Consider the following 14688-nt stretch of genomic DNA (forward strand, 5'->3'; position numbering starts at 1 on the left):
GGATAGTGGTTTAAGGAAGAAGCACAGGGGCAGGGTGCAGGGAGTAAGGGGGAATTATCGAACAACTCTCTCCCTTATCTTTCCCTCTTCCTTGTCTACCTTGTCTCTTCTCAATGCCCAATCCCCAATGCCCCATTCCCTAGTCTATTTTGAATAGCAGGTTGTGCCTAAAGTATTTTCGGGTTTGTACTCGTTACATTCTCTGGGATTTTGACGCTCTAACGACCAGCCATAAGGTTTGTCGGAGGTGACGACACCATTATTTAAAGTTGTTAGTCGGTAGTTAGCCCCCCGAAAATTGGTAAATTGCAATTTGGCATCTTTTAAGTTTGCTGCTTCTAAATTGGCACTGATGAAGCCAGCAAAAGACAGATCGGCATTTTCTAGGGATGCTGATTTTAAATTTGCTCCTGTTAAAGAAGCACCACTCAGATTCGCCGAATTCAGAATCGCACCTTCTAAATTTGCACCGGTGAGATCGGCATTCGTGAGATTAGCTTGAGATAATGTAGCGGCGCTCAAGTCAGCCCCTCGTAAATTTGCTCCAGTTAGATTTAGCTTACTTAGGTCAGCGCCACTCAAATTACACCGAGGACAGGCACTTGTTGCCTTCAACTGATCCAAATCTAGCTGATTTAACGCAAGAGCCTGCTCTGCAAACCCTAAACAAGCTAACAGGCAGACGGTGGCAACAATCTTAAGTTTCATATTTTTTACTGATATTTACAAAAATGATAAGTTACGAACATCACGTACTGTCATCCTTACATATACTGCTTCTCTAAAGAAGTACCGGGATGAAGCATTGATTAAGAAGCTGTAAAAATACTATAAATTCTAATAGTAAGACTACTCAAACGGAAATATAGGCTATAGAATCAAATCGTAAGGAACTATACCGAACCAATTATAGACTACCAAATATGTGATCCCCCTAGCTCGATAAAAATACGACTAGGGGGATCTTGTTTTTAGGCACTTGATTGACAACAAAGGCAGAGGACAGGAGGGATTTATTCCAATATCAGCAATTCTCAATTTAGGAAAACTTCCCCAAAGTGCGATCGCCCCTTATCCGTCACCATCCAAAATACTGCTGATATCTTGTGTTGCGTAGCGCGCGCGATCGCCTACTCTGCATCAGGTTCAATACGCGCTTGCCGACTGTGGCGAACATGAATAATAGCCACAACATCCTCCTCAACCACAAACAACACTCGATATTGTCTACGTTTGCCAACGAAGAGTTGACGAATTTCTCGCCCAATTCCTTGTGCTTCCGATGCTATTGGGCATCGTTTGGGAAACAGTTGTAGGGAGGCAATCTCATCTTGTAGGTCGTAGTACCATTGATTAGCAATTTCAGCATCAAAGTTGTCACACATCCAACGGTAAGTGTTTTCTATGTCTTGAAACGCGGTTGGCTGGATCAAAACCTGATAAGTCATGGGCGAGGGGGAATCTGGAGTTGATGACGCAGTTCTTCTAACGCTTGGGTGGCAGGAAGTCCTTCACCGCGATCAAATTCGGCTAATCCCTGCCGAAGACTGATGATGGTTTCCAGGGTGTCAAGTTCAAGATCAGCGGATTGAATAGGATGCGCTTTGAGGAATTGCAAAAATTGCAGCACTGGTAGCAAGAGTTCATCAGACGCGTTTGCTAGTTCGTGTAATAAGAGTTCGCGTGTCGTCATGATGGTGATCGCCTTTTCTAGAAGTTGTTCTCAGTATACCAATCGCACTTTTCCTCAATCAACGTACACTTTTATTCCTTCTTCCCTGTTCCCTCCCTATGCAAATAATTTCAGGAATCAAAGCGGATTCCTATAGTACTAAAACTCTTTCTAAGTATTTGTTATCCATTGCTGCCAAAAACTGCCTCCTGCCTTCTTCATCGCCATCCTAAAAGGCGCAGTCCAGGGACAATTAAGTAATAACTCACTCCTAACCAGAAGCTGATAAAGAAGCCTACAGAGCCAAAAAAAGTCAGAGGCAAGTATAACTCTGACCAGGCTGGTTGACTAGTAAATTGGAAGATTGGAGGTGCTAACTTCAAAAGAATCAAAACTGCATAGCCGATCGCACTGCCAAAAGCCGAGAACACAGCGTACACTACATGATGGCTGCGAAGTCCTAAACTCAAGGTAAGTAGGCAAACTGCCACCAAAATCACTGCCACTAAGCCCTCGCCGCTATCTTTTGGGGTGATTAATTGCAAAACTAACCAGCCGAAGCCATAGCTAATCATGCCCATCAGGGAAGCTACTAAAAACCGCCGCCGTTGACCAAAACACCCGGATACTGTCAGTCCCCATGCGGTTCCCCAGCCTGCGGCGACGAACACCAAAATATCTGCCCCGAAAACGGGTTGAGTATTTGGCACTAATTGGTTTAGCTGATTCCCAATCAATTCCACAACCTGACGCCCCAAGCTGGTACGATAGGCCAAAATAAAACCAGCGATCGCACCAAAATAAGCGCCGATAGTACTCAGGATCATCGCCCAAATTGTCGCCAAACAAGCTCGGAAAATTTTGATGATTGTCTGAGCGATAAAAACAACGGTTTTGGTGACAGCTTGGCTAAAGTTAGCTAAAACTTGTTCAATAGCTTGTGTTATCAGTGTAAATCTCTGGGAAACTTGCGTTGAGGCTTGCTTAATTTTGTCTTGCAGTTGGGCAAATAACCCTGGTGGCGGTAATGGTTGAGAAATCTTCGCCAAACGTTTTTGAATTATAGCTGCATTGGCTGGACGCGATCGCACATCCTCCTGCACCATCTCATCCAGCAAATCTGCTAGTTGCGGGTTGACATTCACCACAGTTCGCCAGCGCAATTTACCCGTTTGCTGATCTTCCAACTCTAGTGGATATTTGCCTGTTAGTAGTTCAATCACCGTTCGACCAAGGGCATAAAAATCGGCACTTGGCCCAACAATACCTCCAGTCACTTGTTCTGGTGGACTGTAGCCAGAAGAAAATAATCGCGTGGAACTAGACTGAGAACGCAGCTTCGAGGCGCTAAATTGTTTCGCCCCGCCAAAATCAATTAGTACCAGGCGATCGCCTTCTGCTTGCCCTGGAGACGCGATTGAAGATGGCAAAGAAGTGCCCAGCATTAAATTAGAAGGTTTGATATCCCGGTGAAGAATCTGACGTTTGTGTAATTCTTGTAAAATCTGTACAGCTTGGGCAAACCAGTTTAAAACCAAACTCTCTGGACACCCTTGGGGAAACTTTTTTAATATCTCCTCTAAAGTCCGCCCATTGATTTTTTCCATTACCAGACAAGGCAGTTGGTGCAGTTTGGGATTAAACAGTTGTACCTGAAAATACCCTTCGGCATCGACTCTGGGGACACCTGGATGATGCAAACTAGATAAAACCGCCGCTTCTTGGGTAAATAACTCCAGTGCCTTTGGTGAATCTTCTACCAACACCTTCAGCACTTTCTCGGTTTGAGTTTTTTCATCCCAAACCGTGTAGATTTGAGCAAATCCTCCCGATCCTAATGGCTGAATTGGAACATAGCGGTCTAACAGTTCTAGCGGTGCGCCACAACTGTTGCAAAATTTGTTTCCCCAAGGCTGAGGATAAGGACGTTGACAATCAGGATTTATGCAGTGAACCGCACTCTGAGTGATGTGGGACACAACCGCTACAATACAAAGGCTGACTTGATTTTAGCGTTTCTTTAGGTTTCCTGATTTTAAAATAGACAAAAGGAAAACCCTCATAGAATCTATGAGGGAATTCATTCATATTTACAGCGGATTTCAAGGAAGGTGAAGTACACAAGCTAAGTCTCAAAGCAAGGTATAAAGCCTGTTTGACTTCTGAATTCTGTTAGCGCAGCGGGGCGCAGCCCATTCTGACTCCTGAATTCTGAATTCTGACTCCTGCTGTATGTCAGCCCTTAATTACGAAAACTTCTCTTACTTTGTCTGTGCTTGGCAACTTCTTTGCGCTTGCGTTTTTCTAAGGGTGTTTCAAAATGACGATGTTTTCTCATGTCTGGAAAAATTCCAGCCTTGGAAACTTCTCGTTTAAATCGTCGTAAGGCTGACTCAATGTGTTCATTGTCACCTACAATTACTTGGGTCATTATTTCTCCTACTAAGTTGACTTCATCAATGGCTATGCAGGCGGTAACATTACAAAAAAAAGACAGACTCTTGTTTGTCTGACCTTAAGACTCTTGGTAAATTTTTTATTTCCAAGATTTAGTAGCGTCCGCCGCGTCCACCGCCGCCGCCGCCACCGTATCCTCCTCTGTTACCACCAAAGGAACCTCTATCACCTCTGTCTTCCTTGGGTTTAGCCTTATTCACTTTCAGGTCACGACCCATCCACTCAGCACCGTCAAGAGCTTCAATGGCAGCAGTTTCTTCAGCTTCAGTTCCCATTTCCACAAAAGCAAAGCCGCGCGGACGACCTGTTTCACGGTCAGTAGGTACTTGAACGCGCTTTACAGTACCATATTCTGCAAAAATACCACTTAAATCTTCTTGTGTAACATCATAAGAGAGGTTACCTACATAAATTGACATCGATTCTCTCCAAAATCATCACTGTGTAGAGATTTTAATTTCTCTCAGAAGTCTGTAAATACTAAAAGGAAAAAGCCTTTCAATACTAAAACCAAAGACATCGCTGAATTAACTCTCATAAATCTAGGATGACATACGAGCCAACTCTTTGCACCCAGTAGATAGTTAACTAGTGATGCGATCGCACCTAAGCGATCGCCCGCCCCCACATACCCTAAGTACAATCCACCGCAAAAAGGGGTTGGAAATGGAAGAAGATAAATTCTGTAGGGTGATATAGAAAATCAGACATGCAGGGGCGCATCTTTAATATCCGAATTGAACGTTTGACTGCATTCACCATGAAGCATTACTTCAAAATTTTAATACGAAAGGCAAAGTCAGGCAACAAATATAAAACTATTGTGACTTGTACTTTTTTGGATAACCCGCTGTAAAACCAACTGTGATGCTTACAGCGGCAAGCTACGCGAGTCTTTTTTTTGGCGCAAGCCTCTCTTTTTGGAAAAGGGGAGTAAGTGGCGGAACATTATGTTCGGCTAATTAACCAAAGTTGCAATCTTAAGTTGCCGAACATCACCTTTCCAAGCTGTCTCCAATTCAGCTTTGACAACTTGAGCGGCCTCTTCTTTGCCTAGTGCTTGTAAACTTGCTTGCAAGCCAAATAGAGAACGTCCATTATGGGGATACTTTTTTAAATCGGCACGAAAGACTTTCTCAGCTTCTCTATAGTCACCCTTAGCCAAAAGCACAGCACCCAAAGATTCCCGCGTCGGAAAATACCAGTCTGGTGGTTCCACATAATCGAGGGCATCTTCTGCTGCCACCGCTTTTTCTAGCAATAAAATGGCAGATTCATAATCATGCTTTTCTCTAGCAATTTTGGCGTCTAGAACTTTTGAGGCAATGTCTAAAATGCGATTGGCGGGGCTGAATCCAATGGTTGCCGCGGTGGAAATTCCCTGTTTGGCAGCCAGTAATGCCCGACTTTCACTTGCTGCATCTTCAAGTTTACCTGTGGCTGCGCTGGCCATACCGCGAGCAAAATGCCAAAGTGCTGAGGTAGTGGGCAATTTAGCTTCGGGAGCAGGAGTTCTTAAGATAGCATCCCAATCATTAAAGCGTGTCTGAATCAGCATTTTGCTGCCCAAGAATCCCTCTAGCATTGGTGCATACGGGTCAATAGCAGTAGCATTTGCGACTAACTTTTCTGCGGCTTGGAGAGCATCTTGATCTTTTCCCACCATACTGCTAGCCACCATGAAGAAATCTACATTGTGGTTGTAGTACATCATGGGGTAAGTACCCTGGACTTGATATTTTTTGATGTAAATATCATCTTGAGCGATCGCCTGCTCATTTGCCTGCATTGCCCCTTCATAATCTCCCACACGAAAATAAATATGACTTGGCATGTGTACCAAGTGTCCCGCTGCTGGCGCTAGAGTTCCGAGTCGGTTAGCACTGACAAGGGCCCGTTCTGGAGAAGGTGAGGCTTCCACTGCATGGATATAGTAATGATTAGCTCCTGCATGATTCGGGTTACGTTTGAGAACTGATTCTAAAACAGCCACAATTTCTTCTGTATCTGGCTGGGGTTTACCATCTTTAGTCCAATGCTGCCAAGGATGCAGATCCATCAGGCTTTCAGCGTAAAGTGTCGCCGCATCCAAATCATCAGGATAGCGCTTGACTAGGTTTCCCATTGCTTTGGCGTAATCTACCGCTAGTTGATACAAATCAGCATCGGCATTTTGAGAGTAACGTTTTGCTAAGGCAGTAATGTAGTCTCGTTCTGGAGTAGAAGCTTGGCTAGAAAGTGCCAAAGCTTGCTGTACTGCTTGGTAAGCAGCTAATTCTCGGTTGGGATCTATTGCCGAGTTAATGTTGGGGCCCAAGGCTAAAGCAATACCCCAATATGCGATCGCTAAATGCGGATCGAGTTTGGCAGCGTATTGAAAAGAACGCACCGCCTCATCATGATTGAAAGCGTAAATTAAATTTAATCCCTGATCGAAAAACTCTTGGGCTTGGGGATTAGAAGTAGAAACTGGATGGTGGATTGTGCCAAGTCCAGATATTAAGTTGTATGGCTGTTTTACTTCAGCGTAGACGTGTTGGTGTAATTTCTCGTCGAGAAGCGGCTTGTTGTCAGCCATTGCCGCACTAGGAGCGACTAAAGAGAATATAAGCACCCAAATTAGAAATAAGTACTTCATTATTATTTTTCTTCAAGCTCTTTTTTAATATTCAAATGCCACAGTTTCTCTAAAGAAGCAACTTGTCGGCGGAAAACAGCAACCCGGTGTTTCTTATAGAAATTAAACCCTACAAACACAATCATTGGAATCAAGATAGAATATCCGATGAAAATGTTAACAGATGAATCAGTTTGGATAGTAGAGTCTATATATTGGGAGTTGGGAGTTGGTTGAGTAGTAAAATTTGATTGCATAAATATCTTCATAAATATTACAAGTAAGAAGCTATAAAGAAACGTGGATAATTGTTCCTGCTGTCTTTGAGCAGAAATTAGTCACAAGTTATATTAGGTACTTCAAAGCCGCTGCTGAGACTTCTCTATGCCTTTTTGCACTAGCTAAACTATTCTTCAGTTAAACCCTGAAAAATTATGTTGATTTCTGCTAAATTTTGTGACAAAATCCTTGTTCTGTAAGCTATTGCTCCTAAAGTATTTACTGAGATTGCAGCTATTTTTAGTACCAGTTATTTCTAGTACTTGCTTAAGTAGTCAGAGTTGCAGAAGCAATATACAGCGGATTGCAAGTTAAGAAGTGACTGTTAAGAAAGATGGGACTAATGTATAACCAAGCTATCGGGGAGAGTGCCAGATAGAATGAGTGGCAATACTTATCGGTTAGACATTTTTAATTAGGAATCGGGTTTTGGGAAAAGGTTACTGGGTTTGGGTTAAGGGTTTTTTCTTTCCCCTTTTCCCCTTAACCGAGAACTATTGAAGCGGGTGGCTAGTGTACTCGACTTAGATAAAGAGCGCTGTACTTACCATATCCAGTGGTGATAAGCCTAGTTGCGGTTTATTATCAGGACTGTCTACCTAAAGTGATAAATGATTTTGTCTAAAGATAGAATAATAGAATGATCCCTTTCCCTCTTTTGCATATTACTTGAATTTCTAAAGATGAATTTAAAGGTTAAATAACTATGTACAATGGATACAAATATTTGTCATAGAAACATCGTCAGATAGAAGAATTAAAAGTTATTTAAAAGTAATGTATAGATATTGCAGTGCTTTTCAAGCAAGCAATAACTAATCACTACGCAACTTATTTTAGGAACAAATAATATGAGTATCGAAGATAGAGCAAAAGCTTTTGCTAAAAACATCGAAGGTAAAGTACAAGAGGCAGTTGGCGAGGTAACTGGCGATCCTAAAGATAAAGCTGAAGGTAAAGCTAAACAAGCTGAATCCCAAGTCCGTCACACCGCTGAAAATATCAAAGATGAAGTTAAAAAGACTTTAGAATAGTACACTGTGGTAGAGGTTTTCCTGGTTATAACAAGTTACTCAAGTAACTAGATTCTGGCGATAGCGTACTAGGTGGAATTTTATTTAGGAAGAAGGTTTAAGTTAAATAATTATTTACTGAACCTTCTCCCTTTATTAACTCTGTTTTTTTCCTAAGATTTTTAGGCATTTTCACAATAGTTATCCCAAAATATTTTATCAAGCTTTCACTGATTTTTTCAAAGGTACTAATTTATAATTAATCTTCTATTTAACCACTCATTAATCGGTTTTTCCAACCAATGATTAAACGCTAAATGACTAAGTGCGTGTAACAACAGGACAGCGATCGCCATAATACTAGTAATATATTTGACTTTTCTAAGGCCAAAAATACGGGAGTCATCCATTGGAATAATTTATTTTTTTATATCAGAAAATTTGTTCCTGAAAATATACATATTAGATAAAATATACGTTATTAAAACATCTATTCAAACATAAACTTTAACAATAAGATGTTAAAGTCAATACTGTTAATAAAATTTTTCTTTAATCGGTCAAATAAATGGTTGATACTGCCGATGCTGCCATAAAATTTAGTGTCTTTAGTATACTAATCGCTGTAATCAAAGCTGGTAAGAGAGTAGATATTTTCAAAGGTAATAACCCGCTCACCATTTTTGTGCCGGGCGGCCACATCATGTCAATAAACTCAAAAATAGTCGCATAATAGCTACTTATTGACACAGCTTTAGCGTAGGTATAGCCTTTTATAGACATTGCTTTGAGCTTGAGGATTGCCAACAAATAAATTATTCAATCTTGTAGGGTGGCCTTCCAGCCAGCCTTTGACTACGCGCGGGCGAGACGCCCACTCTACAAGAAGTAGTTGAGTATTTTTTTATTTGGAAGTTCTTTAGGAAACTAAACTAAATGATAAATGCTGATTTTTCGTTGTTTTTAACCTTGGTTGCAATCAAGAGTAATTTAAATCCATTTGCCCTGAGTTTTTGTGCTTAATGATGAGAAGTTTATTCAACTTCAAGCAAGCACAATAAATGTACTACTTAAGAAAATTCCAAAGCTCAATAAAACTCAATCTTGAAACTGTGATGTATCTAAAAAATAGATTTCCTAATAATTCTTCATTTCTTCAAGGGCTACGAGTACTTCTTGTGGATAATGATGTCAATTTCTGCAATTCGTTCACGCCGATGTTGCAATCCTATGGTGTGAGCGTGCAAGCGGCATTCTTAGGACAAGCTATGGAAATATTTTTGCAATGGCAACCTGATATCCTCTTAAGTGATATTTCCACACCAAATCAGGATGGCTATGCTCTGATTCACCAAGTGAGAACACTTACGGGAGAGCGAGGCAAAGTAGTACCAGCGATCGCTCTGACAAGCACTGTAACTGAAGATATGTATCAACACGCTCTTTTAGCTGGGTTTAGTCTATGCGTTGCTAAACCCGTAGTTATTGATGATTTTGTTGCTGTACTTGGCATTTTAGCAATTGCTAATAATCCTTATCCTCATGCTAACTAGCTTTAATTAATGTTTTAGATATAGTAATTTAAGTTTTGAGAATTAATGGTATGGGTCATTTATGGGTAGGGATAAATATTTTTCAAATGCTACTAATTAACTTGAGAAACGATAGGATTAATCTCAGGAGTTATCACATGAATGACTTAACTCAATTAGTTTTGCTTTTGAGTAGCGGAATTATTGGTATTGGATTTATTCTAGTTTCTTACTTCTTGGCAGTGACTTTGATTTAGAAAACTTAAATGTTTATAGTTTATATTTTGGGAATATAGCACTCCTGTTTGATTGCGTGAAAAAAATCGGTATAACTCGAAAAGATCGCGCTTGCGCTGCACTTCTCTACGAGAGGCTTCTCTACGAGAGGCTTCGCCAACGCCAACACGTACCACCCAAAGCAGCCTTAATTTTTTTTATACTCAAACTATTATTAAATACAGGGCAAATAAGTAAACTGAATCTAAAATATAAACCTTAGTTGCCAAATCATTGCAGTGCTAAACTTCATCCTATGACATCCGATCAACGCTCTGAGCAACCTGTATCTGAATCTACCGCTAATGAAGTGTTCGACGTAGAGCAACAAGACATGGCAAATGCTTTATTTCCCATCGTTGGCATTGCCGCCTCTGCGGGTGGATTAGAGGCATTTACGCAGGTACTCAAGCATTTGCTTACTGATACAGGGATGGCATTTGTGCTGATTCAACACTTAGACCCTAACCACAAGAGTCTGTTGAGCGAGATTCTGGCAAGAACAACTCAAATGCCTGTTATTGAAGTGCAAGATGGCATGACTGTAGAACCTAACAAGGTCTATATCATTCCGCCTAACACTAAGATGATGCTGTCTGCGGGAGTGTTGCAACTCACGCCGCGAGAGAAAGTTCAGGGGAAATATATGCCTGGTGATGCGTTCTTTACTTCATTGGCAGCAGATCGAGGGCACAAAGCGATCGCAGTTGTTCTATCTGGGGCGGATGGAGACGGTTCACTGGGGCTGAAGGCAATCAAGGCAGCTGGAGGCGTGACTTTTGCTCAGTGTGAAGACACGGCAAAATTCGATAGTATGCCCAATACCGCTGTTGCCACCGGGAATGTGGATTTTGTGCTACCGCCGCAAAAAATCGCCGAGGAACTGGTAAACCTCAGTCGCAATCCTTTTATTTCTAAGTCATTGCCACTGATCGCAGTTGAGAAGTTGCCCGAACAGGGAGATGCCCTAACGACTATATTTGTCTTATTGCGATCGCAAACTGGCGTTGACTTCAGCCACTACAAGCCCAACACCCTCGATCGCCGAATCCAGCGCCGAATGCTGTTGTATAAACTAGAACGCTTGGAGGATTATGCCGAGTATTTGCAAAACAATCCGGGTGAAGTCAAGGCGCTCTATGAAGAAATTCTGATCCATGTAACCCATTTTTTCCGCGATCCCGAAGCATTTCAACTCTTGAAAGAGCGAGTCTTTCCTACCATCATCCAAAACAAATCAGCAGAGTTGCCGATTCGGATTTGGGTAGCTGGGTGTTCAACGGGCGAAGAAGTGTATTCCATCGCCATCTCCTTGCTGGAGTTTTTGTCAAATAAAGTAACCTCGCCGCCGATCCAAATTTTTGCCACAGACATCAGCGAGATAGCGATTGACAAAGCGAGATCAGGTATTTATGCAGAGAATCAAATGGTGGAAGTCTCACCAGAGAGCCGCCGCAGATTTTTTAATGCCCTTGAGGGCGGTGGATATCAAATTAGCAAAGCTGTGCGCGAACTGTGTGTGTTTGCCCGGCAAGACTTGGGCAGCGATCCCCCTTTTTCTAACTTAGATTTAATTAGCTGCCGGAATGTACTGATTTACTTGGACGAAACGTTGCAAAAACGGATATTGCCCATCTTTCATTACAGTCTTAATCTGACTGGCTTCTTGCTGCTAGGGACTTCAGAAAGCACAGGTAAATATTCGGATTTGTTTACTTTAATTGACAAAAAGTATAAAATTTATGCCAAAAAGCTAACTGGAATTCGTCCAACTTTTTCGTTCATTACCAGCAATTATCCGATAGTAAAAGTGGACGAATCAAAGCAGGCGTTTGAGAATTCATCGGATGAGTTTGATTTAGAGAAAAAAACTGATCAACTAATCTTGAATCGCTATGCCCCAGTGGGTGTAGTAGTCAACGACAAGATGGACGTGCTGCAATTTCGGGGAGAAATCGATCTCTACCTCAAACTTTCACCTGGGAAACCCAGTCTTAACTTATTTAAAATGGTGCGCCAAGGCTTGCTCATTGAGCTACGCGCCACAATTTATCAAGCACAACGGCAAAAAATTCTAGTTAGAAGAGAAGGGTTACAAATTGAATCGGGCGATCTTGCAAAAATCATCAATCTTGAGGTGATTCCATTCAACCCTCGGACTGACGAAGAACTCTACTTTCTGGTTTTATTTGAATCAGCCCCACCCACAATTAACAACCCCAGCACAGTAAATCCTGAGAGCCAAGAGCAGTCAGACTTAGCGCAGGAGATTGTTCGGCTAAGGCTTGAACTTGCAACCGCCATCCAAGAGCGGGCTGCAACTCAAGAATATCTACAAGCGGTGATCCAAGAGCAGGAGCATATCAATCAAGACCTGAAAGTTGCCAATGAAGAAATCCTGTCGAGCAATGAAGAGTTGCAAAGCACCAATGAGGAGTTAGAAACTGCCAAAGAAGAGATTCAGGCAACTAACGAAGAACTCAACACTACTAATGAAGAACTTCGTAGTCGAAATCAGGAATTACACCAACTTAACAACGATCTCACGAATTTGCTTGCCAGTATTAATATTCCCATTTTGATATTGACTTTGGACTTACGCGTTCGACGTTTTACGCCAATGGCGCAGCGACTTTTCAATTTGATTCCCGCCGATGCTGGACGACCTTTGAGCGATATCAGAGCGAATCTCGATGTTCCTGACTTAGAAACTCTAATTTTGGAGGTACTTGACACACTCAGCATCAAAGAATTAGAAGTCCAAACTCTGGGGGGACATTGGTACAACCTCCGCATCCGTCCTTATCGCACTACAGAAAACAAAATTGACGGTGTAGTGTTGGTGTTAATAGATATTGATGGTCTTAAACGCAGTGCCGTAACGTTAGAAGAAGCCCGGAATTACGCTGAAGCGATTGTGGAGACGGTACAAGTGCCATTAATCGTCCTTGATTCTGATTTGCGGGTGAACAAAGCCAATCGCTCGTTTTATGAAACATTTCAGGTTTCACCATCAGAGACAGCCCAATCTCTGATTTTTGAACTAGGGAACGGTCAATGGAACCTGCCCGAACTGCGATCGCTCTTAGAAGACATTCTCGCCAACGATACCAGTATTCAAAACTTGGAGGTAGAGCATCGTTTTGAGCAGATTGGGCAGAAAACCATGCTGCTCAATGGTTGGAAAATTATTCAAGAGGGAGAGGCTCAAATGATTTTGCTGGCGATTGAAGATATCACGGAGCGCAAACGGTTTGAGTTAGAGCGCTCCGAGCTTTTAGCACAGGAGCAGTCAGCCCGTCAACAGGCGGAAATTGCCAACCGAGCTAAAGATGAATTCCTGTCGAACCTCTCCCATGAACTTCGTAACCCGCTCAATACTATACTGGGCTGGGCGCAACTTTTCCGTAACCGCGATTTAGATTCTTCAGCAGTCACTCGTGCCTGGGAAGTGGTGGAGCGGAGTGCTAAGGTGCAAGCTCAGTTAATCGATGATATGCTGGATGTCTCACGGATTACGAGTGGAAAGCTTCATTTAAACACTCGTATAATCGATCTAGTTTCAGTAGTGGATGCCGCCATTGAGTCTGTCCAATTGTCCGCAGAGGCAAAAAGCATTCAAATTGTTTCAGACTTGAACTCGGCGACAGTTGTCGGAGATTTTGATCGCTTACAGCAAGTTCTGTGGAATTTACTTTCTAACGCGATTAAGTTCACTCCACCCAATGGACGAGTGGGAATTATGCTCGAAGCTGTATATACTCATGCTGAAATTCGAGTCAGCGACACAGGAATTGGCATCTCGGCAGACTTGCTGCCATATATTTTCGATCGCTTCCGCCAAGGAGATTCCAGCAGTAGCAAAACAACTCAGGGACTTGGATTAGGCTTGTCAATCGTCCGTCATCTTGTAGAACTTCACGGTGGAACAGTTCAAGCGCAAAGTCCAGGCGAGGGAAAAGGAACCACGATCATTGTCAGGCTGCCTCTGCGCTCAATGCCGTTGGAAATTACACCGCCAACTTATTTAGAGCCGATCATTTTGTCAGAGACTCAGCACACATTAAATGGTAAAAATCCACCCTTGAGCCTTGAAGGATTATGCATCTTGGCTGTAGACGATCAAGCGGATAGCCGCGACTTAATCAAGTCGATATTAGAAAATTTCAGGGCTGAAGTAGTGATTGTGACATCGGCAAGGGAAGCGATCGCTGCTTTAACTGAATCTCCTGGCAAATATGATGTGCTTCTAGCAGATATTGGAATGCCAGAGGAAGATGGTTTTTCCCTGATTCGTCAGGTGAGAACGCTTGAAGCTGAAGCTGGGGGACAAATTCCAGCAGTAGCAATCACTGCCTATGCCACCGAACAAGAGCGGCAAAAGGCAATTGATGCTGGTTTCCAAATGCATCTAGCTAAACCGATTGACCTTACTCAATTGGTATTGATGATTACAAATTTGACTGGACGAGGCACAGATAATTCGTAATTCGTAATTCGTAATTCGTAATTGAAAGTACTGTATTTAATTTGTGAAAATGCACGTTGTCCAAATCCCCGACTTCTTTGAGAAGTCGGGGATCTAATTGTTCACAAATTATTTAGGACTGCTATATATCAATACAGTTCAGAATGAGCAACAAAACCCTCATGTAGAGACGCGATTTATCGCGTCTTGAAAGACCAATTATTTACACCAATAGCCCTTAACCCAAGCGTATTGTGCTATATATCAATACGCTTGGCTTTGTGAAAAATTGTAGGTTGGGATACAGAATTGGTATGATATCATGTCAGCTTGATTGCTTATTCAACCCGAAGAACCCCACCCCACCAAAGCTA

Annotated in this window: 13 protein-coding genes; 4 read left to right on the plus strand and 9 right to left on the minus strand. The window is 42.2% G+C overall.

Annotated elements, in window-relative coordinates; all coding sequences use genetic code 11:
• Window positions 1–144 precede the first annotated feature (144 nt).
• From HWQ43_RS22185 to HWQ43_RS22220, 8 genes are all read right to left on the minus strand, one after another.
• The gene (locus HWQ43_RS22185) at window positions 145–708 is read right to left on the minus strand and encodes a pentapeptide repeat-containing protein (RefSeq protein ID WP_292738107.1); all 564 of its coding nucleotides are present in this window, start codon (window positions 706–708) and stop codon (window positions 145–147) included.
• Between the two features lie 422 nt (window positions 709–1130).
• Window positions 1131–1448, minus strand: a complete 318-nt coding sequence (locus HWQ43_RS22190; RefSeq protein ID WP_292738109.1) for a type II toxin-antitoxin system RelE/ParE family toxin — start codon at window positions 1446–1448, stop codon at window positions 1131–1133.
• Window positions 1445–1693 (minus strand): prevent-host-death family protein, encoded by a 249-nt coding sequence (locus HWQ43_RS22195; RefSeq protein WP_099100555.1) that lies wholly within the window; start codon window positions 1691–1693, stop codon window positions 1445–1447. The genes HWQ43_RS22190 and HWQ43_RS22195 overlap by 4 nt, the downstream gene beginning before the upstream one ends.
• Before the next feature lie 197 nt (window positions 1694–1890).
• On the minus strand, window positions 1891–3651 hold the full coding sequence (locus HWQ43_RS22200; protein ID WP_292738113.1) for a serine/threonine-protein kinase: 1761 nt from the start codon (window positions 3649–3651) through the stop codon (window positions 1891–1893).
• A 263-nt stretch (window positions 3652–3914) separates the two neighbouring features.
• Window positions 3915–4103, minus strand: coding sequence for a 30S ribosomal protein S21 (gene rpsU, locus HWQ43_RS22205; protein ID WP_012407716.1), 189 nt, complete (start codon window positions 4101–4103; stop codon window positions 3915–3917).
• 118 nt (window positions 4104–4221) lie between these two features.
• On the minus strand, window positions 4222–4548 hold the full coding sequence (locus tag HWQ43_RS22210; RefSeq protein WP_292738115.1) for an RNA-binding protein: 327 nt from the start codon (window positions 4546–4548) through the stop codon (window positions 4222–4224).
• A gap of 539 nt (window positions 4549–5087) precedes the next feature.
• Window positions 5088–6767, minus strand: coding sequence for a hypothetical protein (locus tag HWQ43_RS22215; protein ID WP_292738117.1), 1680 nt, complete (start codon window positions 6765–6767; stop codon window positions 5088–5090).
• 2 nt (window positions 6768–6769) lie between these two features.
• Window positions 6770–7003: a hypothetical protein gene (locus HWQ43_RS22220; protein ID WP_292738119.1), complete on the minus strand. Its 234-nt coding sequence runs from the start codon at window positions 7001–7003 to the stop codon at window positions 6770–6772.
• Window positions 7004–7876: 873 nt separating this feature from the next.
• On the opposite strand from HWQ43_RS22220, the gene HWQ43_RS22225 reads away from it, so the two are divergent.
• The gene (locus HWQ43_RS22225; RefSeq protein WP_292738121.1) at window positions 7877–8059 is read left to right on the plus strand and encodes a CsbD family protein; all 183 of its coding nucleotides are present in this window, start codon (window positions 7877–7879) and stop codon (window positions 8057–8059) included.
• 227 nt (window positions 8060–8286) lie between these two features.
• Here the strand turns inward: HWQ43_RS22225 and HWQ43_RS22230 are convergent, their stop codons facing one another.
• Window positions 8287–8448: a hypothetical protein gene (locus tag HWQ43_RS22230; RefSeq protein ID WP_292738122.1), complete on the minus strand. Its 162-nt coding sequence runs from the start codon at window positions 8446–8448 to the stop codon at window positions 8287–8289.
• 158 nt (window positions 8449–8606) lie between these two features.
• Here HWQ43_RS22230 and HWQ43_RS22235 point away from each other — a divergent pair, with 158 nt between their 5' ends.
• From HWQ43_RS22235 to HWQ43_RS22245, 3 genes are all read left to right on the plus strand, one after another.
• The gene (locus HWQ43_RS22235; protein ID WP_292738124.1) at window positions 8607–8771 is read left to right on the plus strand and encodes a hypothetical protein; all 165 of its coding nucleotides are present in this window, start codon (window positions 8607–8609) and stop codon (window positions 8769–8771) included.
• A gap of 382 nt (window positions 8772–9153) precedes the next feature.
• Entirely contained in the window at window positions 9154–9591 is a 438-nt protein-coding gene (locus tag HWQ43_RS22240; RefSeq protein WP_292738159.1) for a response regulator, read from the plus strand.
• Between the two features lie 511 nt (window positions 9592–10102).
• Window positions 10103–14335, plus strand: a complete 4233-nt coding sequence (locus HWQ43_RS22245; RefSeq protein WP_292738126.1) for a chemotaxis protein CheB — start codon at window positions 10103–10105, stop codon at window positions 14333–14335.
• Window positions 14336–14688 lie beyond the last annotated feature (353 nt).

Origin of the sequence: Nostoc sp. JL31 (genome assembly GCF_017114965.1) — a bacterium.
GTDB classification, from domain to species: domain Bacteria; phylum Cyanobacteriota; class Cyanobacteriia; order Cyanobacteriales; family Nostocaceae; genus Nostoc; species Nostoc punctiforme_A.